The sequence below is a fragment of the Acinetobacter sp. IK40 genome, from assembly GCF_035615075.1.
In the GTDB taxonomy this organism is placed as follows: domain Bacteria; phylum Pseudomonadota; class Gammaproteobacteria; order Pseudomonadales; family Moraxellaceae; genus Acinetobacter; species Acinetobacter courvalinii.
The window spans coordinates 564,887-589,649 of the sequence record NZ_JANBOE010000001.1; the positions used below are offsets into that span (position 1 = coordinate 564,887).

The window sequence follows — 24,763 nt, forward strand, 5'->3', positions numbered from 1 at the left end:
TGCTGTGCTGGTCGATTTGTTTTTGATGGATTTATTCGATTGAAATCATAAAAACATACTGTTTTACCTATTTATCATTTTTACGTAATATAGCCTTATTGAATGAATTGACCGATTTAAAAGTCTTAGGGTTTGGAGAAATACATGTTAGATCAAAATATTAAAACTCAATTAAAAGCTTATTTAGAACGTTTAGAAAGTCCGATCGAACTGGTTGCTGCTTTAGATGACTCAGACAAAGCAGAGAAAATCAAAGAACTGGTGACTGAAATCGCAGAACTTTCTGATCAGGTTACGGCGCGTTTTGACGGTTCAAACGCTCGCCGTCCTAGCTTCGGTGTTGCCAAAGCAGGTGAACAACCGCGTGTGTTCTTTGCTGGTTTGCCAATGGGCCATGAGTTTACTTCTTTGATTCTGGCATTATTGCAAGTATCGGGTTATGCACCGAAAGTTTCTGATGAAGTCTTAGCCCAGATCAAAGGCCTCAACCTGACTGCCAACTTTGATGTGTTTGTGTCACTAAGCTGCCACAACTGTCCAGATGTAGTGCAGGCACTTAACCTGATTGCAATCAACAACCCGAACACCACCGCAACCATGATTGATGGTGCTTTCTTCCAGGATGAAGTGGAAGAGCGTAAAATCTTGGCCGTACCAATGGTGTTCCAAGACAATGAACATATCGGTCAAGGTCGTATGACTTTGGAAGAAATCGTGGCCAAGTTAGATACCCATTCTGCTGAGAAAGATGCAGCAGCAATCAATGCCAAAGATGCATTTGATGTGTTGGTGATTGGTGGTGGGCCTGCCGGTGGTACTGCGGCAATCTATGCAGCGCGTAAAGGCATCAAGACCGGTATCGTAGCTGAACGCTTTGGCGGTCAGGTGATGGATACCATGGACATTGAAAACTTCACCACGGTGCAAAAAACCGTTGGTCCGAAGTTTGCTCAGGATATGGAAGCGCACGTCCGTGAATACGGTGTGGATATCATGAACCTGCAACGTGTCAGCAAGATCACAGGTGCAGATCAAACGGCCAACGGTCTGGTTGAAGTTGAACTGGAAAATGGTGCCAAGCTTGAATCGAAAACCATCATTCTTTCCACCGGTGCACGCTGGAGAGAGATGAATGTGCCGGGTGAAGCCGAATACCGTACCCGTGGTGTGGCTTACTGCCCGCACTGTGATGGCCCATTATTCAAAGGCAAACGTGTTGCAGTGATTGGTGGCGGTAACTCGGGTGTTGAAGCAGCGATTGACCTTGCCGGTATTGTTGAGCATGTCACACTGGTTGAATTCGATACCAAACTTCGTGCCGACCAGGTGTTGCAAGACAAGTTAAACAGCTTGCCAAATACTACCGTAATCATGAATGCATTAAGTACCGAAGTGGTCGGTGACGGTGCTCAGGTGACAGCATTGAAATATAAAGACCGTGCTACTGATGTTGAACATACAGTTGAGCTGGCAGGGATCTTTGTACAGATCGGCTTATTGCCAAACACTGACTTCCTGAAGAACAGTGCGGTGGAGTTGAGCAACCGTGGCGAGATCGTGATCAACGACCGTAACGAAACCAGTGTCAAGGGTGTATTTGCCGCAGGTGACTGTACCACAGTGCCTTACAAGCAAATTATCATTGCCACAGGTGAAGGTGCCAAGGCTTCACTGTCTGCCTTTGATTATATGATCCGTTCAGGTGTCTAAATAATCTGATAAAAAAAGCCCCAATGATTTGGGGCTTTTTTTTATTGGGTTTAGTTTTTAGTCGGTTTATATAAGCCATGATCGACCAGATGTTCACGTAAAATACGGCGAAGTTCCAATACGGCTTCAGGTGTTTCCTGAATAGAGTGACCGCCGGTGAAAATCTTTTCCGATACCGCACCATCCAGATGGGCACTTTTATAAGGCACAATGCCATCGGTGATAACCTCTGGATCATTGCTTTTGGTGACATTTCCCATAATGGAATGGAAAACCAGCCCTTTTTCTGGCGGAATGGTGGCAGTTAATTCCATAAATTTGGATTTTTTACTCAGATCACTTGGGCCATTCTGGATCACGTCATTGGTCAGGGTTTTGACAAATTCCTTAAGGTCCATGTCATCGCTGGTAAGTGTATCCGCCAAAGTGGTCAAGAACGTCGCAGGGAGCTTGATAATCTTTCGGGCTGCCAAGGTAAACCAGCGATCGGCATAATCTGTACCACGATGCGGGGATGCCAGGAAAATGGCGCGATCAAAATTGGTAATCGGTTCCATTTTCAGTCGCTCGCCAATCACCGGATGTTTGCGCAATCGTGCCTGCTGGCGGCTATTCATCATGGTCAGTGCCTCTTTGGAAATATCCGCATTGCTCACTAAAAGCCGGCTGATAATCCCACCCATACTATGACCGATTAAAACTGCATCCTGTGCAGCGGCATCTTTCGGGTTCAGTGAAGCAAAGGCTTGCTTTAACAGGGCATAGATTTGAAAACGGCTTTCCAGAATCGGCATATTGGTGGAGTAGAACACTTGCCAGACCTGATAATGTTCACGTAATACAGGATCGCCCATAATATCGTTAGTCACCGCAATCCAGGCTTCAGGACTACTGGCCAGACCATGCACCAGTACGATCACTTTCTTGTTTGGATTATAAGGTTCAAGCATGTAGAGATGCGGCATGGTCAGATGCTGATCGCGGTCAATCAGGGTCAGGTAGGCAGCAGTGCCTAAGTTATTTTCAGCTAACCATAGACCATAAGGTGCAGAGAAATTGGCTGCCAGTGAATATTCTTTTCCGGCAATACTTACTTTCTCGACACTATAGGGATCATAAACTTTGACTTCAAAGTTTGGATTATTTAAAACATCATTGATCGTTGCAGCCGCATTCTTGGGTTGAGCAATAATGGTGGCAGCCAGATAACGGGCTTTATGAATATTCGGGTTAACACCATTGGGGTAGTCAAAGCTTAATGGATCAAGAATATATTTATTGTCTCCGTGGGCAGCATTCTCTGATGAAGGGAATACCGCAACGAAATCCGAGCCGAAACCATCCCGACGGTTAATCGCTCTTAAGCCGGAAAAGTTCATGTTATAGCTGGAAATAAACTTCTCAAGCTGCATGTTTTGCAAGCGCTGATAAGACTGGATATCAATGGTATAGGTACTTTTACCAATTTTAATGGTCGGGGTAATGGTTTTAGCCGGATTTCTTAAGCTATGGACATTGACCAGCTTGGTCAAGGCCTGATTATAGAAATCCCGGATCTGAACTTGTCTGTTATCGAAAATACGCTCTTGCGGCTGGCGAGCGGTTTTAAATAAATAAGCATAACTATAACGGATGCTCTTATCGAGGGCTTCAAGCTCTTGATCCAGACACTGTTCATAGGTTTTCTGAATTGTTTTTTGTTGTTCTTCGCCCTTATGTTTGCTGAGCTTGCTGACTTTACATTCAGACGAGTCAGACAGACTCATAGCTTTGGAAAGGTATAATTCACTGGAAGTTGATAACAGCTGCTCGTCCTGAATCTGCGGAATTTTATGCAGATCTGCAATACATTCATCTGGTGTCTGCATGCAGACTTTTGCTTCTTTGCCTGACATTGACAACACATTGAGACTGGCTTCGCTCAATCTCTTCTGGGTCAGAATACTATTACGCTCGTTCGCAATCGTGACATTCAGGTCTTGCTGTTTCAGACTGACAACTTGGCAGCCACTCATTACCATCGCACTGAGTAGGCTAATCGCAAATAAACGTTGATTCGGGGTAAATGCTAGCATTATAAATCAGCAAGTTGGCTGGGAGATGGTAGCTATAATACGAAAATCGAATGTTTTTTCAATCATCCATAAAAAAATAGACTGTACACGACAGTCTATTTTTCACTACAGCATGGGCGAGTAATTAGTTCAATACTTGCCACACATTCCAGCGTTTTCCAGATTCAACTTCCTTGATCAGACGATCAGTGACCTCAGCTTCATCTGGGTAATTGATTTTGTAGTTCTTTAAGGTTTGAAGCGCATTTTTCTTTTGCTCTAACCAGAGATAATTGTTGGCAGCAGACAGATAAGCTTCTTGAACACCACCTTTCATCGCCTTATCTAAATAAGGAATCGCTTCACGTTGACCGCCACCTTCAGACAGGCCAAAACCGAACCAGAAGTTTGTTTCAGCATCATTCGGGTTCATTGCCAGAATACGTTGCGCATAGTTCAAGGATTTAGTGGTATAAGCGGTACCCAAATCCATATTACGAGCCATTACACTTGCTTTAAAGGCACGTGTCAGAACATCAATAGATGCATTTGGTTTTTCTGCCAAAGCATCCAGTTTTTGCGTGGTTTCTTTTAACTTGGCTTCATAGCCCTTGCGTTCTTGACGGTCAGGGAAGCGAGGTGGATAGTGACGCGCTTTACCTTCAACCAGTTGTAAGAAGTCATCAATCTCGGTCACGTCGACTTCGTTTTCACCAGCAAGAACCGCATATTTAACATTACGTTGTTTACTGTCGATGGTCGGAACGATCAGTTTATTGATATCTAATGTGGTTGTTTTTGACGGGTCATTCTGTAATGACACCACCATTTTAGTCGCAGGCTGGGCTGCAGCATCTTTAAGTGCAACTTCAAAGCTTGGCGGCGCATCATATTTGATTGGATTTAAAGCATAGAACGGTGCGGTTGGTTCTGGCTCTTTGAATACAAATGGCTCAGAAGCTTTATCTTTTTTGACAGGGGCGATGCCACAAGCGGTTAAAAAAGAAGTTGAAAGTACAAGTAATGCCAAAGGCTTAAAATTCATGCTTACATCCATTAATTTTAGTTAAATGAGAAGTAGATCGTTGGTTTCACCAGTCTAGGAAAAGCAAAACCAACTTGCAATGATAAGCTTGTTACATTTCTTATATATCTGCTTATGTTGCCGAAGTTTTGTTCTGTGCTTCGCACTCGCGTCTAACTTCTTCAATAATTTTCAGTTCTTCTTTACTCAATGGTTGATTTTTAGAACTTTGCGGAGCGAAACTCGGATCCAGTTCCGACAGGCGCTGACACAGCACATTCATCCGCTTTTCATTTTTTTGCATACGGTCCAGAAGGACACGAATACCTTCTAAAATAGGATCAGACTGATCCTGAGTGGTGGCATAAGGCTGGAAGCCAATACTTTCAGCATAGTCACGGCGACTGACTTCATCCTGTTCAACCTGACTTTTATCTTTGAAGATATATCGGGCAGGGTTACCGACCGCAGTCACATTTTCAGGCACTTCCTTCGTTACTACCGCATTTGAACCGACTTTTGCACCTTTATGCACAGTAAACGGACCTAGAATTTTTGCACCCGCACCCACCACCACACCATCTTCCAGCGTCGGATGGCGTTTGCCTTTATTCCAGGTGGTGCCGCCTAAAGTAACACCATGGTAAAGCGTCACATCATTGCCAATTTCTGCCGTTTCGCCAATGACCACACCCATGCCGTGATCGATAAAGAAACGTTTGCCAATTTTTGCACCCGGGTGAATTTCAATCCCTGTAGCAAAGCGGCTAAATGAAGAAAGCAGGCGAGCCGTACCCTTGTATTCTTTTTTCCACAATTCATGTGCCATACGATGCATGATCAGCGCATGGATACCAGGGTAGGTGGTGAGCACTTCCAGCGTGTTTCGAGCTGCAGGATCACGTGCAAACACAGCCTCGATATCTTCTTTAAGCTGTTTAATCATTTGAACGATCCTCCGTGTTTGTCTTTTTCCATGAACCATTGGCAAGTGCCTGAACGCGACTGAAGATGCCGCGTAATAAATGATACTCCATACGATCTAATTGTATCCTGCCAAATAAACGACGCAAGCGTAATGGCAGTAAACGTGGATTATTCGGGTCTAAAAACTCGATTTCAGTCAGCATTTTTTCCAGATGAGGATAGAACTCTTCCATCTGTTGCTGTGTCACCAGCGGTTCATCCCATTCCATACTTTGCTGTTGTTTCAGTTGCATATGGTCATTTGGTGTATCTGTAACTTGAGTATTTTGTTCAAGTGCAGCCATTCTCAATTCATAACAGACCACCTGAATGGCTTGTGCGACATTCAGCACGCCATACTCAGGATTGACTGGAATGGTTAAGTGGTAATTGGCCAAGGCCAGTTCTTCGTTGGTCAGGCCACGATCTTCACGACCAAAGACAATGGCAATATGTTGTGCTTTGCTTGCCGCCTGTAAGGCTTCTTTTGCCGCAGGGCGAACATCGAGCAATGGCCATGGAATAGTGCGACTACGGGCACTGGTGCCGAATACAATATGACAATCCTGAATGGCCTGTTCCAAAGTCTCAACAATTTCAATCTGTTCAACCAAATCCTGTGCACCCGCTGCCAAAGCATCAATATCGGGATGTGGATAGGTTTTCGGTGCAACCAGTACCAGCTTGGACAGGGCCATGGTTTTCATTGCACGTAAAGCACTACCAATATTGGCGGGTAGGGTGGTATTGACCATGACAATACGGACATGATCCAAATGTTTGGACACGTTATTTGAGTCAAACTGGTTCATATAATATCCAGAATTAAGAGTATTGAGAGACTTCTGCCTGATAGAGATCAAGCGCTTCATCCATTGACATATTGTCAGGCGGCGGCGCGATATTTGCCACTTTCGGCGCTTCTGCAACTTTGGCTGCTTTAGACTTCACCTGATATTCGATCGCAATTGTTTCTTTGCCAAAATAATCACGCAGCTTGCTGAGCAACTCATCCAGTGGTGCAACTTTCCATTGTGGACCGAGGTGTAACTCGGCGGTTGCAAAACTTTGGTCCAGCTGGATGTGTAGACCGATATGCTGGCACATATCCACATTACAATAAGGTAAAAGAATGGCTTGTAAATCTTTCGCCAACGTTTTGCTCATCAGCTCTTGAGCCAGTCGAACCTGAATGCTTTGGGCACGTTTCTGGCGAATTTCATTTAGACTGAATGCCTTGCTTAAGCGTGCCATTGGACGGTCAAAACCTTCACGTTCGTAGATTTCACCTTCAATCACCACCACTTGTTCTAAGCGGACCACCTCTTTATAGCGCTGGAAACGCTCGTGGTTGCAACTGATTTCGACACGGGCTGTACCATCATCCAGTGTGATCATAATCCGGTTCGGGAAGTTGGCAATATCAACCACTAAACCTGCAAAAACAGTAGTCACACCGCGACGGGTCGGGGTCAGTTCATTCAGTTTTGCAGAAATAAATGATTTCAATTCCGGGCGATAGACATCAATTGGGTGACCTGTGAGGTAGAGACCCAGTGTGTCTTTTTCACCTTTCAGGCGTACTTCGTCTGACCACGGTTTCACGGGTTTGGCCGGTTTACGCTGAACTTCTTCAACTTCACCAAACAAGTCCATAATTCCTGTTTCACGGTTACTACGCGCTTGTTCGGCTGCTTGTACGGCTTCTGGCAATTGTGCCATTAAGCTCGAACGTTCAATACCGAGACAATCCAGCGCACCCGCACGGATCAGGGCTTCCAGAGTCCGTTTATTGATCTTTTTCAAATCAATACGATGACAGAAGTCGAATAAATCCTTATATGGACCTTCGTTGATGCGTGAGTCGATGACCGATTGCATCGCTTGCTCACCGACACCTTTAATGGCACCTAGACCATACACAATGGTGGCTTCATCGCTGGCATGGAAATGATACAAAGACATATTCACTGAAGGTGGCAGTACTTCCAGTTTGTTATTACGGCAGTCATCAATCAGGAACACGATACTGTCGGTGTTCTGCATTTCCGAAGATAATACCGCCGCCATAAATTCAGCAGGATAATGGGCTTTTAACCAGGCGGTGTGGTAGGCAACCAGGGCATAGGCTGCGGCATGCGATTTGTTAAAACCATAGCCTGCGAACTTTTCCATATAGTCAAAGATATGGTTGGCGGTGGCTTCATCAATATCTTTTTTCGCAGCACCTTCAATAAAGATCTGGCGCTGTTTAACCATTTCTTCAGGTTTCTTTTTACCCATGGCACGACGAAGTAAGTCTGCGCCACCAAGGGTATAGCCTGCACAGAACTGTGCAGCCTGCATTACCTGTTCCTGATAAACCATAATCCCGTAAGTTGGTTCCAGTACGCCCTCAAGTAGCGGATGAAGATACTCGAATTCTCCGCCATGCATACGATGGATAAAGTCGGGAATCAGATCCATCGGACCCGGACGGTACAAGGAAACGAAGGCAATAATTTCTTCAAATTTGCTTGGTCGTGCTTCCTTCAACATCTTTTTCATGCCGACGGATTCAAACTGGAATACCGCAGTCGTATTTGCTTCAGCAAACACCAGATAAGCATCTTTATCGTCTAAAGGGACATTGGAAATGTTCAGAGGGATCTCGGATTTGATCCGTTTATTGATATTCTGAACGGCATCTTCAATGACCGTCAGGTTACGTAAGCCCAAAAAGTCGAACTTAACCAGACCTGCGGCTTCAACATCGTCCTTATCATATTGTGCAACACGGTTGGTCCCATCAGGATCACACAACACTGCCGAGTAATCGGTAATTTTACCCGGTGCAATGACCACACCGCCGGCATGTTTACCGGTATTACGTGTAATCCCTTCCAGCTTGAGTGCCATTTCCCAGATTTCGGCAGCATCATCGTTGTCCGGATTGGATGGATTGGTGACGATGTCCTTGAGCTGCGGTTCCATATCGATCGCAGTGGCCAGATCAACACCCAGTGGCTTGGTCGGTACCATTTTGGAAATACGGTCAGCCAGACCATAAGATTTACCCAAGACACGTGCCACATCCCGGATCGCACCTTTTGCCGCCATGGTACCGAAGGTGGCAATCTGTGAAACCGCTTGACGACCATAATTTTGTGCCACGTATTCAATTACACGGTCACGGCCTGCAATACAGAAATCGACGTCAAAGTCGGGCATCGAGACACGTTCCGGGTTTAAGAAACGTTCAAACAGCAAGTCATAACGGAGTGGGTCAAGATCGGTAATTTTTAAGCTATAGGCCACCAGTGAGCCTGCACCTGAACCACGGCCCGGACCAACAGGCACACCATTATTTTTGGCCCATTGAATGAAGTCCATAACGATCAGGAAGTAACCCGGGAAGCCCATCTTGAGAATAATGTCGACTTCATATTTGATTCGCTCATCATACGGTTTGCGAATCTCAGCCCAGTCTTCGTCACGTTCAGCAACTGGATAAAGTACATTTAAACGTTCTTCTAAACCTTCACGAGATAAATGCTCGAAATAGGTGTCGATGGTATAGCCATCTGGAATCGGGAAATCAGGTAAGAAATAAGTCCCGAGCTGTAAAGCGACATTACAACGTTTTGCAATATGGTAAGTATTTTCAATCGCACTCGGAATGTCTGAAAACAGCTCAGACATTTGTTCGCCCGTTTTAAAATATTGTTCAGGGCTATAGTTTTTGGGGCGTTTAGCATCGCCAAGGACATAACCGTCCGCAATACAGACACGTGCTTCATGCGCGTCAAAATCTATTTGTTCAACAAAGTGAACATCGTTATGGGCAACAACACCAATCTGATATTTGGCGGCTAGTTTTACGGCTTGCTGAATAAAATCTTCTTCACCGACACGTTCAGTACGGGTTAAGGCCAGATAAACGCGATTACCAAACTTCTCAATCCATGCTTCCAGTAAAGGTTCAGCTTTTTGTGGATTGGAAGAGCAGAGCATTTTGCCCACATCGCTATGTTGACCCAGCATGACAATCAGGTCTTCAGCCTGTTCAAGTATCCACTCTTTTTGTACGCATGGAATACTTAACTGTTGGCCTTCGATAAAACCGCGAGACACGATTTCAGTCAGGTTACGCCAGCCGGTATTGCTCATGGCCAGCAGGGTGGCACGATGTTCGGCATCGTTGAGGCGAATGACACTGCCTAAAACCGGTTTAATGCCTTTTTTTAGGCAGGCTTCATAAAATTTTACTGCGGCATGCAGGTTGGATAAGTCTGTGAGTGCCAGCGCAGGCATCTCATCTTTTACGGCAGCCTTGACCAAATCAGGTATGCGAACAATCGATTCTGTAATCGAAAACTCTGTATGGATACCGAGATGAACAAACCGCATAGAAGGACTATCCTTTTTCAAACCAACGCATAGTTTAGCATGCAAACCGAAAATGACATGCTTAATATTTTGGCAAACCGTGTGTTTGCTTTGTTATTTTGCTCAAAAGTTAAAAATTAGTTTTTGATTTCCTTACATATATCAATATCGTTTTACATCATTGGTTTTATCGCTAGAATGTGATCGCATAAAAATATAGCAATATGAGTTAGATAATGAGATTTAAAAATATTGTGCTTGCAATATTGTTGACCAGCGGTTGGGTAAATTTATCTTATGCTGATGACGCGCCAGACCGACAAGCTTTAATGGTACAGGCTCAGTCTGGTGATATGAATGCGCAATATGAGCTGGCCAAAGCCTACTATTTTGCTGAAGGCGTAGAATGGAATTATGATGAAGCTTTGACGTGGTTTAAAAGAGCTGCTGCACAAGGAAATGCGGATGCAATGTACCAGGTCGGTTATATGTATGATCTGGGAGAGGGTATTGAAGAAGATAACCTGACTGCCATGAAATGGTATGCCCAAGCTGCAGAAAAAGGGCAATTACGAGCACAATATAGTTTGGGTTATCTTTATCTTTCTGATGAAGACGGGGTGGTAACCAACCTTAAAAAGGGCGTGGAATGGATTACGCGAGCTGCAGATGCCGGATTTGATGTGGCTCAGACGACGTTAGGGCGTATGTATGAGGCAGGGCTGAAAGGTCTGCCGCAAGATCTTGGGAAGGCAAGACACTATTTACAGTTGGCTGCTCAGCAAGGCGATGCTACAGCAATGAATGCCTTGGCCTTTTTTTATATTGAAGGGACAGGAGGCGTCAAGAAAGATAATAAAGAGGCTTTGCGGTTATTTAGCTTGGCTTCTGAAGCATCTGGTCTTGCTTCTTTTAGTGCAGGACTGATGCATGAGTATGGTGAAGGAACCATTAAAAACTATAAAAAGGCAGCCGAGTTTTATGAACGTGCCTTAGAGCAGGATAATGAGGATGGCTGGCAGGGACTTGCGCGTCTATATAAAACTGGTGGTTTCGGTCTGGCCAAAAACCTGAAAAAATCGCAAGAGTATGAAAGGATATGGCGGGAAGCTCAAAGCGAGAACAATGCATGGGAATAAATATAAAAAATCCCCCTTTACTGAGAGGGATTTTTTTATTAACGCATTTTTGCCAGGAAGCGACCGAGGCGATTGATCGCTTCACGCAGCTCATTTTCCGCAGGCAGGAACACCACACGGAAGTGATCAGGTGTTGGCCAGTTAAAGCCGGTACCTTGTACCAATAATACTTTTTCAGCTTTTAACAGATCCAGCATTAGTTTCTCGTCATCTTCAACTGGATAAACCGCTGGATCAAGTTTAGGGAAGCAGTACATTGCGCCATCAGGCTTCACACAGCTGAGGCCGGGAATTTCATTCAGCATTTCCCAGGCAATATTTCGCTGCTCATATAAACGCCCACCCGGGCGAATCAAGTCATTAATCGACTGATAACCGCCTAAGGCTGTTTGAATTGCATATTGTGCTTGGTGGTTGGCACATAAGCGCATTGAAGCCAGCATATCCAGACCTTCGATATAGTCTGCAGCACGTGCTTTATTGCCTGTAATTGCCATCCAGCCCGCGCGATAACCGGCAATCCGGTAAGCTTTTGACAAGCCATTGAATGAGATACACAACTGGTCGCCCGCCAATGCTGCGACAGCGACATGTTCAATGCCGTCATACACGATTTTGTCGTAGATTTCGTCAGCAAATAAAATCAGGTCGTGCTTTTTCGCCAATGCCACAATTTGCTCTAACACATGGCGTGGATAAACAGAACCGGTCGGGTTGTTCGGGTTAATAATCACGATACCACGGGTATTTGGCGTGATTTTGCTTTCCATATCCGCGATATCTGGATACCAGTAGTTCTCCGAATCACATTTATAATGAACTGCGGTACCGCCAGAAAGATTTACCGCTGCTGTCCATAACGGATAGTCGGGCATCGGTACCAGCATTTCATCGCCATCGTCCAGCAGACCTTGCATGGCCATCACGATCAGTTCGGACACGCCGTTGCCAACATAGACATCATTCACATGCATATCGAAGATGCCTTTCTGCTGGTAGTACTGGCAGATGGCTTTACGTGCAGGGAAGATCCCCTTTGAATCGGTGTAGCCAATCGCATTCGGCAGGTTTAAAGCGACATCATTAATAATTTCTTGAGGGGCTTCAAAGCCAAACGGGGCAGGATTACCGATATTCAGTTTGATAATCTTGTGTCCTTGCTCTTCCATTTCATTGGCGGCTCGTAGTACAGGTCCACGGATGTCATAACAAACATGCTCAAGCTTAGATGATTTTTTAATTTCTCGGCTTGATGGATGAGACTGGGGAACAACTGTACTTTTAGACATAGCAGGATTCACTTTTGCATATCGGTATAAATAACTTTTAAAGGTTTCCACTGTGACCAGATTGAGATCATGCTGATCTCTCAGCAATTCAACAATCTTTTCATGGGTAAAACCCGATTGTTGATATTGTCTGATGGTTGGTAATAAGTTCTGGAACACTACACTTTTCTTCTGAGACATTTCTTGTCCTATACAACCGTGCGAAACAAGAATATCACTATATTTGCTCACGCAAAAGACAATATTGTTAAAATTTGCTTACTTTTAAAATTTAATTTGCTTTCTTTTTGCTATTTTTAGGTTTAGATGCTTAAACTTCAACAAATTATACGATCTGAGACTAGAGTTTTTTTTGCGAATGGCGTAAATATAAAATCTGATCATCAAGATATTTTTAACATCAGAATAAAAGGTGCAGGTTATGGGAAAAGTGAATAAAACAGACCGAGAATGGCAAAGAGAGTTATCCGCAGAGGAATATCGCATCACCCGTCAAAAAGGCACTGAACCCGCATTTACAGGACAATATTGGAATAACAAGCAACATGGTACCTATGTGTGTCGTTGTTGTGGTGCGGAATTGTTTTCTTCCGATACAAAATACGATAGCGGCTGTGGCTGGCCAAGCTTCTTTAAGCCGATTGATAGTGTTGCAATAGAAGAACATGAAGATTTATCACATGGTATGGTCAGAACAGAAATTGTCTGCCATGATTGCGATGCACATTTGGGCCATGTGTTTGAGGATGGCCCACAGCCGACAGGACTGCGTTATTGCGTGAATTCGGCATCATTACAACTTAAAACAGATGAGAAGAATGACGAGGAAACTTATCCATGAGTAACATTTATCAGTTTGAAGCTGAGTTGTTAGAGGGAGAAACAAAAGCGCTCGCTGATTATAAAGGCAAGGTCATGCTGATTGTAAATACTGCAAGTAAGTGTGGCTTTACCCCGCAGTTTGCCGGATTAGAAAAACTTTATGAAAAATATAAATCTCAGGGACTTGAAGTATTAGGATTTCCTTGCAATCAGTTTGGAGGACAGGACCCGGGTACCAATAAAGAAATCGGGACCTTTTGCCAGCGTAATTATGGTGTCAGTTTTCCAATGTTTGCCAAGGTAGATGTCAAAGGACCTGAAGCCCATGTGATTTTCCGTTATTTAACCCGTGAGGCAAAAGGGCTTTTGGGTAGTCGGAATATCAAATGGAATTTCACCAAGTTTCTGGTTGGCCGTAATGGTGAGGTGTTGGAACGTTATGCCCCAACCACTAAACCAGAGGCCTTAGAAGCAGATATTGAAAAAGCTTTAGCGCAGAAATGATCGGGATACCAGTTAAAGGTATAAGTTATTTTGAACTCAAGCGTTGAGTTTTGGCGCCATCCTGACATGCCGTACGTTGAAACACGTAGGGCATGTCAAAGCCGGATCTGTTATAAATCGCATAGCCATCCTACCTTTTCAATCGGGGCTGTAGATGCAGGGCAGAGTCATTTTTCCAGTTCCTTTGCTTCTGAACAGTTGATTCAGGCGGGTAGCGTCGTGGTTATTCCAGCCCATGTGGAGCATGCTTGTAACCCTTTACCGCAACACGCCTGGAGTTACCAGATGATGCATCTTGATGCAACATGGCTCACTGGACTGATCAGTGAATTGCAACAGGAAATGGATTTGCATTTGGATTTAAACACCTCCTATGTGCCGCAATTAAGACCCACGATTCTCCATGACCTCGATCTTTACACTGCATTTACTACGTTAAATCAGCTGTTATTTGATCCTCAGATTTCACGGTTGGAAAAAGAACAATATTTGATTAACACCTTAACCGAAATGCTCATACCGAATTTTCATTGGGAAAATATTGGGGAGGTAGGTTATTTTCAGTCCTATTTACCCCGTTTGATCGAGTGTCTGGCGAGTGATATTGAGGATTTATCGCTCCAGCAACTGGCTGATGAATTACAGATCAGCCGCTATGCACTGATCCGGCTGTTTAAACAGTATTTAGGTTTAACCCCACATGCTTATCAATTAAATCAAAAGGTCAATCAGGCGCGTTTACGTTTGCGTCAGGGCTGTGAGCTGGCCCAGCTGGCACAGGAGTTAGAGTTTACGGACCAAAGTCATTTTCATCGTGTATTTAAACAATATACGGGTGTCACCCCAAAACAATATGCTAAAAAATCTTAGTGCTCGCAATTTTGTACAAGAATAAAGCTTTAAGCTTTTTTAAGCTGGCTCTCATTCATCTGGAGAGAGGCTATGGAGCTTTTTTTAACGATCGTGGTGACGCATTTTATTGCTTTGCTGACGCCTGGGGCTGATTTCTTTTTAATTTTAAAAACCTTGATGCAAAGCAAAATAGAGGCAGCGCGCTTGACGTGTATGGGGATTGCACTGGGGAATGCCATTATTCTGCTGGTGATTTATTGCAGTCTGTTCTTGCTGGGTAAGGTCAATACCGAACTACTGGTCGTCATGAAATGGTTGGGTGTGCTTTATTTTGCCTATCTGGCGGTTCAATGTTTTCGCGCTGCACGTTCTGCACAGATATTGACTAAAGCCGAACCGGAACATGATGCTCGACCACCAAAACAAGCACCGTTCAGGCACTTTTTACTGGGTTTAGGTTCAAGTCTGCTCAATCCCAAGAACCTGATGTTTTATTCGGTGTTGGTGATCCTGGTCTATCATCAATACAATGTGATGCAAAATATTCTGGTCTGTGGCTGGATGGTGAGTGTAGTGCTGTTGTGGAATCTGGTGATGGTGAAATTGATGAGCGCAACCATGTATCTGTCATGGTTAAATCAGCAGATGCATTATTTGTATTATCTGGCAGGGGGCAGTTTTATCTTTTTTATGCTGGCACTAATATTATCCTGAACATAAAAAAGACGATCATATGACCGTCTTTTTTAACTCCGACCTATTGAGAGGGCTCAATCGATGGCGGCTGGGTTTTCCTGAAACTGTGGATTTTGCGATTAATATCATCAATAAAGGTATACACCACCGGAATCACCAGTAAGGACAAGAAGGTACTGGTAATCAAGCCGCCAATCACCGAAATCGCCATCGGTGCACGGAAACTCGGATCAGTACCAATGCCTAAGGCAATCGGCAACATCCCTGCACCCATGGCCAGCGTGGTCATGATAATCGGACGTGCCCGTTTATGGCAGGCATCCAGCAAGGCATTGAAGCGGGAGTAATGTTTTTCATCTCTGGCAATAATGGCGTAATCCACCAGTAGAATCGAGTTCTTGCTGGCGATCCCCATCAGCATAATCAGACCGATCAGGCTTGGCATCGAAAAACTGCTTTTCGCCAATAGCAGCATCACAAATGCACCGCCAAGCGATAAAGGTAGGGCCACCAGAATGGTAATCGGTTGCAGAAAGTCTTTGAATAACAGCACCAGCACCACATAGATACACAATACGCCGGTTAACATGGCCAGTCCAAAGCTGGAGAACAGTTCCTGCATGACTTCGGCATCACCAATATTGGTACGTTTCACCGTCGGTGGCAGATTCTTCATGGTGGGGAGCTGGTCAACTTTTGCGGCGATATCACCCAGCGGCTGATTATTCAGCTCGATGGTAAAGTTGATGTTGCGTAGGCGGTTAAAGCGGTCAATCTGCGATGGGCCACTTTCAATATTGACATCGGCAATGGTACCTAACATGACAGGGCCATGACTGCCTTTGACCATTAGGCGTTTCATCAATTCCTGATCCTGACGTGCGGAAAGCGGTAGCTTGATCACCACAGGAACCTGACGTTGCGACAGGTTTAACTTGGCCAGATTCTGGTCGAAATCACCTGCAGTCGCTATACGCAAAGTCTCTGCAATATCATAGGTGGTGACGCCTAGATCAGCTGCTTTGGCAAAGTCTGGACGAATCACCAGTTCAGGACGAATCAGGGCAGCACTTGAAGTGATACTTCCTACATTGGGAACAGTTCGTAATTCACGTTCAAGGCTTCGTGCGGTTGCCATGAGTGTATCTGGATCATCCCCAGACAGTGCGATCTGGTATTGGCTATTGTTACCTGCAAGCCCGACCTGTATACGTGCACCAGGAAGTGGGGCAAGGCGTTGGCGCAGTTCATCTTCAATGTCTTGCAAACTGGCACTACGGTCAGAGCGTTCCGTGGTCTGAATTGTGAGGGTGGCTTTACGCGGCTCACTTGAAGCGCCACCTGAAAACGGATCTGATCCTGCAGCACCGCCACCAATGGTGGTATAGATGCTCTTAATTTCAGGATGGTCTTTAATCAGGTTGCGTGCATATTCGGCAGTTTTAAGGGTATCTCCAAATTGAGAACCAGGTGTTAGCTCCAGACGGACCTGTGTTTGACCGGTATCTGGGGGTGGCACAAATCCTGTCGGTAATAACGGAATCAGCATGACCGAGGCAATAAAGAAGGCAATTGCACCACCTAAGGTGATCCAGCGGTGATTGAGACACCAGGTGACCAGACGCATATAACCACGCATGACTTTGCCATCTTTGGCGCGGTCTTTGGCTAAACGGGCTGTGCCTTGATCAGCCGCCGTTTTGGCATCTGAAGCATCGTCCTGCTGTTCAACTTTGCCGATCCACGGTTTCAGGATATAGGCAGACATCATCGGGGTAAGCAAACGTGCAACCAGGAGGGAAGCAAAAATAGCCAATGCTGCTGTCCAGCCAAACTGAACAAAGAATTTTCCTGCAATCCCGCTCATAAAGGCGGTCGGCAGGAATACGGCAATCAGGGTGAAAGTGGTTGCAATCACCGCCAGACCAATTTCATCGGCAGCTTCCATCGCAGCTTCATAGGGGGGCTTGCCCATGCGCAGATGCCGTATGATATTTTCAATTTCTACAATCGCATCATCGACCAGAATCCCGACCACCAGTGACATGGCCAGTAGTGTTACGGTATTGAGGGTAAAGCCAAAGAAATACATGCCGATCATGGCAGGTAAAATGGACAATGGCAGAGCCGTTGCGGCAATAATCGTGGCACGCCAGTCACGTAAGAATAACCACACCACCAAAATCGCCAGAATAGCGCCTTCATACAGCAGCGACATTGAGCCTTCGTAATTGTCAATCACAGGATTGACGAAGTTAAACGCTTCGGTGATCTTGATATCCGGATGTGCCGTTTTCAGTTTATCCAGTGCTTCAGCGACACCTTTTTGAACATCAACCTCACTGGCCCCTTTACTGCGGGTAATTTCAAAACCAATGACGGGCTGTCCATTTAACAATGCAGCTGAACGTCTTTCGGCAATCCCGTCACGAACCGTGGCCACCTGATCCAGACGAATATGCCGACCATCACTTAAGGCAATATCCATTGCACCAATTTCATCTGCTGTCTTGACCGTGGCAATGGTCCGAATCGATTGTTCACTGCCCCCAATTTTGGTTTGGCCACCGGAAGCATCTTGCTGGACTAAACGCAATTGACGGGTAATATCGGTCGCCGTTGCATTCAGTGCCAAGAGTTTTTCAGGGTCAAGTTCAACATCAACCTGACGTGTCACACCGCCAACACGTGCCACTGCACCAACCCCTTTGACCTGAAGCATGGCACGGGCAATGTCATAATCCACAAACCATGACAGCGCTTCTTCATCCATTTTTGGCGACTGGATGGTATAAGTCAGAATCGGAGAGCCAGACAGGTTAATCTTGCTAACAATGGGGTCGCGTAGATCAGCAGGTAAATCGGAACGAACCTGCGATACTGCATTACGCACGTCATCCACCGCTTCCTGCAGGGGCTTTTCCAGTTGGAATTCTGCGGTGACCGTCACTACACCATCCTGAATATTGGTGTACTGGTTTCTGAGTCCTTGCAGGGTGGCAATCGAATTTTCGATTTTACGTGCCACTTCGGTCTCAAGTTGTGGTGGCGCAGCACCGGGAAGGGCTGCGGTGACCGTGACCATCGGCAGTTCAATATCAGGGAACTGCTGGATCTTCATCCATTTAAAGCATAATAATCCAGCCAGACCCAGCATGATAAATAACAGGATGCCGGGAATAGGATTGCGGATCGACCAGGCGGAGAAATTCATATCATTTCTCCTGTGTGGTCACAAGTTGTTTGGTGAGTGGTGTGTCGGGAATATCTTTGGCAATACTGACCAGATCACCATCTGCCAAGAAACCTGTACCAGAAGACACTACTTTGACATTCGGAGCCAAATCTAAAATTTCGACCCGATCGCCCAGACGGCGTCCCACACTGACTTTCTGTTGAGTCACACGGTTTTTGTCATTGACAATAAACACATAAGAAAAACCATCACGTAACAACAGCGCAGTTTGCGGAACGGTTAATGCGGCTTTCTGGCCTAAATCAAATTCACCTTTAACAAATATGCCCATGCGTACAGCCTGCGTGGTTGGAATATCCACATACACCAGTCCATAACGGGTCTGTGGATCAATCACGGGCGCGATCATTCTGACTTTACCTGTCACAGCAGGTTGAGCTGGATCAGGTGAAATGATATGCGCTGTCATGCCTTGTTTGAGCTTATACAAATCAGAGGTGGTCACTTCTGCGCGCCATTCCAGACGGTGGTCGCGAATCAGGCGGAACAGTTCCTGTCCGGTTTGTGCCAAAGAACCGACCGTGGCAGTACGTGCCGAAATGACACCATTGTCAGGCGAGACCACTCTGGTTTGAGCTAAACGTAACTGATTACTTTCAATCTGTGCCTTGGCTGCATCCAGCTTGGCTTGCGCAGTGGATTGGGAGGTTTGATATTGGGTGGCTTCCTGAGCCGAGATTGCACCTGTATTTTTGAGTTGCTGAATACGTCTATTATTGGTCATGGCATCGGCAAGCACTGCCTGTGCTTCGGCATAACTGGCTTTTGCTGCGGCAAGGTCGGCACGAATGGTGTCGCTGTTAATCTCTGCCAGAACCTGACCACGTCTTACCTCATCACCGACGTTGACATTGACGCGAGTCAGACGCTGGCCTGAGAGTTCGCTGCCAATGACTACTTCTTGCCATGCCGCAATATTGCCATTGGCGGTAAATGTCTGTTTCCAGTTTTGCTGTTGAGGTGATACCACCGTAACGGTCAGCGCAGCTTTTTGTGCAGTGGTATCGGCATTTTTTTGCTGATTCGTCGCTGTAGATTTTTGAGCAGTTTTAGTCTGCCAAACCACAATTACAATAATTAAAAGTACAACCACGATTGCTAAAATGAGCCAACCCTTTTTCTTTATTTTCTTGGGATTTTGAGAAGTCATCTTTCCATAGTCATCAAGTCTTGATGGCTAATAAGTATAGTGTGAGTTTATTCACATTGATACATTTTAGGTTCACCCAAGAGGATAATGCCTTTTTATAAAGGCAGAAGCCGGTTGGACACCACATTTTTCATGACAATGGTCGAGGTCAGGCGTTGCACATTAGGTAGGGCGGAAAGGCTGTCATCATAGAGCTTCTGGAAACTTGCCAGGTCTTTTGCAACCACATGCAGTAAATAATCCGGATTGCCAAATAAGCGCTGTGCCTGAATGACATTGGGAATGTCGATGACTTTTTCTTCAAAGCTGGACAGGGCGGTTTTATCTCCGTCTTTTAAGGTCACAAAGATAATTGCCGAGAAATTAAGACCGATTTTTGAGGCTTCAAGATCGGCATGATAGCCTTTGATCACGCCACTTTCTTCCAAAGCTTTGACGCGACGATGACAAGGAGACAGGCTTAAACCGATTCGTTCGGCCAATTCTGTGATAGATAATCGTCCATTGGCCTGTAGTTCAGCAATAATTTTCTTATCAATGCGGTCCACTTGGAAGAATCTCCCTGTTGGCTTAAAAGAAATAGAAGTATTTAGAATAACATTTTCACCATTAAAGCATATCCTTTCTCAACAATCTTCACCGAATGGTGAAAAAGCAGGCGATTAAAAATAGCGTTGCTGATGCAGGAAGGGCTTGGCGTATGGAACTTAGTGTAATTTTTGCATTCTGGTGTGTTTCGATCTTATTTGTGCTAACACCTGGTGCAGATTGGGCCTATGCCATTCTTGCGGGCATTCAAGGTAAATTCGTACTGAATGCCGTGACTGGCCTGATCTTGGGGCATTCTATCGCCATATTGTGTGTAGCCGCTGGGGTAGGTGCATTACTGCAACATTATCCGATACTATTAACCACGATGACGATCTTAGGTGCCTGTTACTTATTATGGATGGGTGTAAATTTATTACTTCATCCTGCCACCATTTCCAGTGATCACGAAGAAACGCAAACACTCGATTCTGCACGTTCGTGGTTACTGAAAGGCGTGGGGATTAGTGGATTAAATCCTAAAGTCTTGCTGTTGTTTTTTGCTTTATTGCCACCGTTTATTCATCCGGAAATGAATTTTGCACCGACTACCCAGATTATGTTACTGGGCATGATTCATCTGTTGAGTTGTGCGGTGGTTTATGTGCTGGTGGGAATTGCCGCCAATAAATTATTGGCAACGCGCCCACAGGCTGTAAAAGTTGTGAGTCGGGTTTCTGGTAGCTTGATGATAGGCATTGCAGTCATCTTATTTGTTGGGCAAATTTGAATGAATAGGATGCTTTGAACTGAAAATCAGACATTAGAATTTATATTGATTGAATTCAGTCTGTTAATTTTAATAGCCTTAAGTCCGGAAAAATCATGAAATTTTAGAATGGCACATATAGATAAAAAATAGTGTAAATCGTATTAATTCTCATTTATTATGCGGTTTTTTAAAGCCGGCTGAAATAAATCATGGGTAGAAAACTTAAACCATTAGTATTGATGATGACATGCGCTTCGATGGGGTCAACGGCCGTTTTTGCAGATGAAGTGCAACAGGGGCAAGCAGCGGATGCAAGCGTGACATTAAATACAATTCGTATTACTGCCAGTGCGGATGCATCAGCAGATGGTTTAATGGAGCCTTTTGCGGGTGGGCAAGTTGCCAGCGGTGGTCGGGTCGGGATCTTTGGTAATCAGAAGAATCTGGATACACCATTCAACTTAACCAGTTATACCAATGCATATATTCAGTCCAGGCAAGCTAAAAGTGTGGGGGACGTCTTAAAGGCTGATCCAAGCGTTCGTGTTGGGCGTGGTTTCGGAAACTTTCAGGAATCTTATTACATCCGAGGTTTTAATTTAGGCTCGGATGATACGGCTTATAATGGTCTGTATTCGATTCTGCCACGACAGTATATTCCAACCGAACTATTTGAACGTGTCGAAGTGCTTAAAGGCGCTTCATCTTTCTTAAATGGGGCGATGCCGGGCAATGGCGGAATTGGTGGGGCAATTAATCTATTGCCGAAACGTGCAGGTAATGAACCATTAAACCGTATAACAGCTGGTACAGATTTTAACGGCGGCCAAATTGCCAGTGATACCTCGCGTCGCTTTGGCGAAAACCAAGAGTTTGGTATACGTGTAAACACCGCTTACCATGGTGGCAATACCAGCGTTGATGATGAAAAAAACTCACTAGGTTTGGCTGCAATTGGTCTGGATTACCGTGGTGATCGCCTGCGTTTATCTGGTGATATGGGCTATAGCAATAATCGTTTAACTGCGACACGGCCTAATATTTCACTGGCAGGTTTGACTGAAGTACCTGCTGCAATAAAGGCGAGTCGTAATTATGCACAAAAATGGACCTATTCCAACGAAGAAGATGTGTTCGGTAGTTACCGGGCAGAATATGACTTGAATGATGCAGTAACCGCTTATGCGGCTTATGGTTTCCGTCATGGTGAAGAACAAAATCGTCTGGCAAATCCGACTTTAACCAATGCCTCTAATGGGGATGCGAAATATTCACGCTTTGACAATGGTCGGGTCGATATGGTGAATACCGGTGAAATCGGTGTGCGCGGTAAATTACAGACAGGTTCTATCCAGCATAATCTCGTCTTATCAGGCTCTGCATTCCAGCAAAATACCCGTAATGGCTGGGCCATGAGCGGAAGTAACACCACCAATATTCTTCACCCAGATTATAGCAATGCACCTGCATTGACGATTGGTAATCCAGAGCGTGTCAATGATCCTAAGCTTGGGACACGTACCCGTCTAAGAAGTATCGCGATTGGGGATAATATTTCTGCGCTTGATGATAAGTTGATTGTGATGCTTGGTGCACGTTATCAAAAGATCATGCAGGAAACTTATAACTATCAGACCGATGGAAGTAAAATCAATCCAGCATATAATGAGGCGAAATGGACGCCTGCTTTAGGTGTGACTTATAAACTGACGCCAGAATTTTCTGTCTATGCAAACTATATCGAATCATTGGCGAAAGGGTTAAGTAATACCACTGCGGATGCAACCACTACACTTAAACCTTTTGTTGCCAAGCAAAAAGAAATGGGTGCTAAATACGAAAATGATCGTTTAGGTGCGAGTATCAGTTTATTTGACATTAATAAGCAGCGTGGTGTTTTGCAAGATGGGGTATTTAGTGATGCAGGTGAATACGTACACCGTGGTGTCGAGCTAAATACCTATGGCAAGCTGACTGATTCGATTACGGTATTGGGCGGTGCGTCGTGGTTACATGCCAAGCAAAAAAATACAGGATCTACCTTATATGATGGCAATAATGAAGTTGGCGTGCCAAAGTTCCAGGCCAATTTAGGTGCTGAATGGGCGTTGCCAGTTCCGCAAGAGATTTCCCTAAATGCACAATTGACTTATACAGGCTCGACTTATGCAAGTCTGGACAATAAGTTAAAAGTGAATGACTGGACGACGCTGGATATCGGTGCAAACTATAAAACCCAGCTTGGACAAACACCAACCACTTTTAACTTTAAAGTCAATAATGTCTTCAATAAAGACTATTGGTCTTCTGTAGGTTTATCTGACAATATCAATAGCACTACAAACACCAATAATGGTTATGTGGTTGCAGGTCTACCGCGTACCTTTATGCTCAGTGCAAGTTTTGATTTCTAATTTATATCGCTAAAAAAATCCCCGAATATTCGGGGATTTTTTATTTATAGAATAGCTTTAAGGCGTTTCACCACTTCTTCACACTGACTCAAATCTGCAACCAGTGCCATACGCACATGACCTTCACCCGGATTTCCTTGTTCTGTGTCACGAGATAGATAACGACCTGGCAAAACTTTAATATGTGCTTTTTCCATCAACATCTTGGCAAAAGTCTCATCATTATCCACTTTTAGCCAGTAATAGAAGCCCGCATCCGGTTTTTGTAACGGCAATACATGACCGAGTTCTGACTGGAATAAATCAAATTTGGCACGGTATTGCTGACGGTTTTCTTCAACGTGTGTTTCGTCATTCCATGCTGCAATTGAAGCCAATTGGTTTTGTACTGGCATGGCGGCGCCATGATAAGTACGGTATTGCAAATAAGGTTTTAATAAAGCCGCATCACCAGCAACAAAACCAGAACGCATACCTGGCAGGTTTGAGCGTTTAGAAAGTGAATGGAACACGATACAGTTTTTATAATCGTCACGGCCCATTTCCGCACAAACTTCAAGTAGACCAACTGGTGCCTGATCAAACCAGAGTTCTGAATAACATTCATCTGATGCAATCACAAAATCATATTGATCAGACAGGGCAATCAGCTTTTTAAACTGTTCTTTTGACAGCACCGTACCCGTTGGATTGCCGGGAGTGCATACAAACAGTAATGCTGTTTTTTCCCACACTTCTGCAGGAACCGCATCAAAATCACCCAAGTAACCATTGTCTTCGGTACAGTTGATGAAATAAGGTTTTGCACCTGCCAGTAAGGCTGCACCTTCATAAATCTGATAGAACGGATTTGGCATCACCACGTAAGGTGCATCTTCACGTTTAATCAAGGCCTGTACAAAAGAAAAAATACCTTCGCGTGTGCCAGAAACGGGCAGAATATGATCTTCTGCACTGATCTGGTTCAGCTTAAAGCGATTTGTAAGCCATTGCGCAATACTTTGGCGCAGCTCAGGTAAGCCTTTACTGTTTGGGTAGGTCGATAAATGGGCAAAATTATCAATAATTGCCTGCTTCACAAACTCTGGCGCCGGATGTTTCGGCTCACCAATTGACAGAGGAATCAACGGTAAATTGGCAGGTTGTATCTCTTTAAACAGTTGGTTTAACTTTTCAAAAGGATAGGGATGCAATAACGACAAGCTAGAGTTCATTTAAA

At 44.7% G+C, this 24,763-nt stretch carries 18 protein-coding genes; 8 read left to right on the forward strand and 10 right to left on the reverse strand.

The window, feature by feature from the left end; genetic code table 11:
* Positions 1 to 144: 144 nt before the first annotated feature.
* Positions 145 to 1,710 (forward strand): alkyl hydroperoxide reductase subunit F, encoded by a 1,566-nt coding sequence (gene ahpF, locus MSG93_RS02780; RefSeq protein ID WP_005285079.1) that lies wholly within the window; start codon positions 145 to 147, stop codon positions 1,708 to 1,710.
* A gap of 50 nt (positions 1,711 to 1,760) precedes the next feature.
* On the opposite strand, the gene MSG93_RS02785 is transcribed toward ahpF, so the two are convergent.
* The 5 genes from MSG93_RS02785 to dnaE all read right to left on the reverse strand — a co-directional run bounded on the left by MSG93_RS02785 (position 1,761) and on the right by dnaE (position 10,143).
* Positions 1,761 to 3,785 (reverse strand): esterase/lipase family protein, encoded by a 2,025-nt coding sequence (locus MSG93_RS02785; RefSeq protein WP_324620456.1) that lies wholly within the window; start codon positions 3,783 to 3,785, stop codon positions 1,761 to 1,763.
* Positions 3,786 to 3,909: 124 nt separating this feature from the next.
* A complete protein-coding gene (locus tag MSG93_RS02790) occupies positions 3,910 to 4,809 on the reverse strand; it encodes an ABUW_2363 family tetratricopeptide repeat lipoprotein (RefSeq protein WP_324620458.1) in 900 nt (299 codons plus the stop codon).
* A gap of 112 nt (positions 4,810 to 4,921) precedes the next feature.
* Positions 4,922 to 5,734 carry a serine O-acetyltransferase gene (gene cysE / locus MSG93_RS02795; protein ID WP_005229844.1) on the reverse strand — a complete coding sequence of 271 codons (813 nt, stop codon included), beginning with the start codon at positions 5,732 to 5,734 and terminating at the stop codon, positions 4,922 to 4,924.
* Positions 5,727 to 6,566: an RNA methyltransferase gene (locus MSG93_RS02800; protein WP_324620461.1), complete on the reverse strand. Its 840-nt coding sequence runs from the start codon at positions 6,564 to 6,566 to the stop codon at positions 5,727 to 5,729. Before MSG93_RS02800 ends, cysE begins: the two co-directional genes overlap by 8 nt.
* Positions 6,567 to 6,579: 13 nt before the next feature.
* Positions 6,580 to 10,143: a DNA polymerase III subunit alpha gene (gene dnaE / locus MSG93_RS02805; RefSeq protein ID WP_324620463.1), complete on the reverse strand. Its 3,564-nt coding sequence runs from the start codon at positions 10,141 to 10,143 to the stop codon at positions 6,580 to 6,582.
* A 215-nt stretch (positions 10,144 to 10,358) separates the two neighbouring features.
* Here dnaE and MSG93_RS02810 point away from each other — a divergent pair, with 215 nt between their 5' ends.
* Entirely contained in the window at positions 10,359 to 11,261 is a 903-nt protein-coding gene (locus tag MSG93_RS02810) for an SEL1-like repeat protein (RefSeq protein WP_324620465.1), read from the forward strand.
* 38 nt (positions 11,262 to 11,299) lie between these two features.
* Here the strand turns inward: MSG93_RS02810 and MSG93_RS02815 are convergent, their stop codons facing one another.
* The gene (locus MSG93_RS02815) at positions 11,300 to 12,730 is read right to left on the reverse strand and encodes a pyridoxal phosphate-dependent aminotransferase (RefSeq protein WP_005229851.1); all 1,431 of its coding nucleotides are present in this window, start codon (positions 12,728 to 12,730) and stop codon (positions 11,300 to 11,302) included.
* Between the two features lie 241 nt (positions 12,731 to 12,971).
* On the opposite strand from MSG93_RS02815, the gene msrB reads away from it, so the two are divergent.
* The 4 genes from msrB (at position 12,972) to MSG93_RS02835 (ending at position 15,442) form a co-directional block, all read left to right on the forward strand.
* Positions 12,972 to 13,391 carry a peptide-methionine (R)-S-oxide reductase MsrB gene (msrB, locus tag MSG93_RS02820; protein WP_004771736.1) on the forward strand — a complete coding sequence of 140 codons (420 nt, stop codon included), beginning with the start codon at positions 12,972 to 12,974 and terminating at the stop codon, positions 13,389 to 13,391.
* The gene (locus tag MSG93_RS02825; RefSeq protein WP_005229853.1) at positions 13,388 to 13,876 is read left to right on the forward strand and encodes a glutathione peroxidase; all 489 of its coding nucleotides are present in this window, start codon (positions 13,388 to 13,390) and stop codon (positions 13,874 to 13,876) included. Before msrB ends, MSG93_RS02825 begins: the two co-directional genes overlap by 4 nt.
* Before the next feature lie 66 nt (positions 13,877 to 13,942).
* Positions 13,943 to 14,746: an AraC family transcriptional regulator gene (locus MSG93_RS02830; RefSeq protein ID WP_324620470.1), complete on the forward strand. Its 804-nt coding sequence runs from the start codon at positions 13,943 to 13,945 to the stop codon at positions 14,744 to 14,746.
* Positions 14,747 to 14,818: 72 nt separating this feature from the next.
* Entirely contained in the window at positions 14,819 to 15,442 is a 624-nt protein-coding gene (locus MSG93_RS02835; RefSeq protein WP_324620472.1) for a LysE family translocator, read from the forward strand.
* A gap of 43 nt (positions 15,443 to 15,485) precedes the next feature.
* Here the strand turns inward: MSG93_RS02835 and MSG93_RS02840 are convergent, their stop codons facing one another.
* From MSG93_RS02840 to MSG93_RS02850, 3 genes are all read right to left on the reverse strand, one after another.
* Positions 15,486 to 18,638 (reverse strand): efflux RND transporter permease subunit, encoded by a 3,153-nt coding sequence (locus MSG93_RS02840; RefSeq protein ID WP_324620474.1) that lies wholly within the window; start codon positions 18,636 to 18,638, stop codon positions 15,486 to 15,488.
* 1 nt (position 18,639) lies between these two features.
* Entirely contained in the window at positions 18,640 to 19,830 is a 1,191-nt protein-coding gene (locus tag MSG93_RS02845) for an efflux RND transporter periplasmic adaptor subunit (RefSeq protein ID WP_324620476.1), read from the reverse strand.
* A 95-nt stretch (positions 19,831 to 19,925) separates the two neighbouring features.
* Complete coding sequence (locus MSG93_RS02850; protein WP_005229861.1) at positions 19,926 to 20,378, reverse strand: Lrp/AsnC family transcriptional regulator; 453 nt, start codon at positions 20,376 to 20,378, stop codon at positions 19,926 to 19,928.
* Between the two features lie 152 nt (positions 20,379 to 20,530).
* Between MSG93_RS02850 and MSG93_RS02855 the strand changes: the two genes are divergently transcribed.
* Positions 20,531 to 21,148 (forward strand): LysE family translocator, encoded by a 618-nt coding sequence (locus MSG93_RS02855; protein WP_324620480.1) that lies wholly within the window; start codon positions 20,531 to 20,533, stop codon positions 21,146 to 21,148.
* Positions 21,149 to 21,387: 239 nt separating this feature from the next.
* A complete protein-coding gene (locus tag MSG93_RS02860) occupies positions 21,388 to 23,544 on the forward strand; it encodes a TonB-dependent receptor (protein WP_420714294.1) in 2,157 nt (718 codons plus the stop codon).
* Between the two features lie 44 nt (positions 23,545 to 23,588).
* Here the strand turns inward: MSG93_RS02860 and dapC are convergent, their stop codons facing one another.
* Positions 23,589 to 24,758: a succinyldiaminopimelate transaminase gene (dapC, locus tag MSG93_RS02865; protein WP_324620484.1), complete on the reverse strand. Its 1,170-nt coding sequence runs from the start codon at positions 24,756 to 24,758 to the stop codon at positions 23,589 to 23,591.
* Between the last annotated feature and the right edge of the window lie 5 nt (positions 24,759 to 24,763).

What these genes read in the sequence shown, in the direction of transcription:
- ahpF (WP_005285079.1), top strand. Translation starts at nt 145, where the DNA reads ATGTTAGATCAAAATATTAAAACTCAATTAAAAGCTTATTTAGAACGT.
- MSG93_RS02785 (WP_324620456.1), bottom strand. Translation starts at nt 3,785, where the DNA reads ATGCTAGCATTTACCCCGAATCAACGTTTATTTGCGATTAGCCTACTC.
- MSG93_RS02790 (WP_324620458.1), bottom strand. Translation starts at nt 4,809, where the DNA reads ATGAATTTTAAGCCTTTGGCATTACTTGTACTTTCAACTTCTTTTTTA.
- cysE (WP_005229844.1), bottom strand. Translation starts at nt 5,734, where the DNA reads ATGATTAAACAGCTTAAAGAAGATATCGAGGCTGTGTTTGCACGTGAT.
- MSG93_RS02800 (WP_324620461.1), bottom strand. Translation starts at nt 6,566, where the DNA reads ATGAACCAGTTTGACTCAAATAACGTGTCCAAACATTTGGATCATGTC.
- dnaE (WP_324620463.1), bottom strand. Translation starts at nt 10,143, where the DNA reads ATGCGGTTTGTTCATCTCGGTATCCATACAGAGTTTTCGATTACAGAA.
- MSG93_RS02810 (WP_324620465.1), top strand. Translation starts at nt 10,359, where the DNA reads ATGAGATTTAAAAATATTGTGCTTGCAATATTGTTGACCAGCGGTTGG.
- MSG93_RS02815 (WP_005229851.1), bottom strand. Translation starts at nt 12,730, where the DNA reads ATGTCTCAGAAGAAAAGTGTAGTGTTCCAGAACTTATTACCAACCATC.
- msrB (WP_004771736.1), top strand. Translation starts at nt 12,972, where the DNA reads ATGGGAAAAGTGAATAAAACAGACCGAGAATGGCAAAGAGAGTTATCC.
- MSG93_RS02825 (WP_005229853.1), top strand. Translation starts at nt 13,388, where the DNA reads ATGAGTAACATTTATCAGTTTGAAGCTGAGTTGTTAGAGGGAGAAACA.
- MSG93_RS02830 (WP_324620470.1), top strand. Translation starts at nt 13,943, where the DNA reads ATGCCGTACGTTGAAACACGTAGGGCATGTCAAAGCCGGATCTGTTAT.
- MSG93_RS02835 (WP_324620472.1), top strand. Translation starts at nt 14,819, where the DNA reads ATGGAGCTTTTTTTAACGATCGTGGTGACGCATTTTATTGCTTTGCTG.
- MSG93_RS02840 (WP_324620474.1), bottom strand. Translation starts at nt 18,638, where the DNA reads ATGAATTTCTCCGCCTGGTCGATCCGCAATCCTATTCCCGGCATCCTG.
- MSG93_RS02845 (WP_324620476.1), bottom strand. Translation starts at nt 19,830, where the DNA reads ATGACTTCTCAAAATCCCAAGAAAATAAAGAAAAAGGGTTGGCTCATT.
- MSG93_RS02855 (WP_324620480.1), top strand. Translation starts at nt 20,531, where the DNA reads ATGGAACTTAGTGTAATTTTTGCATTCTGGTGTGTTTCGATCTTATTT.
- MSG93_RS02860 (WP_420714294.1), top strand. Translation starts at nt 21,388, where the DNA reads ATGGGGTCAACGGCCGTTTTTGCAGATGAAGTGCAACAGGGGCAAGCA.
- dapC (WP_324620484.1), bottom strand. Translation starts at nt 24,758, where the DNA reads ATGAACTCTAGCTTGTCGTTATTGCATCCCTATCCTTTTGAAAAGTTA.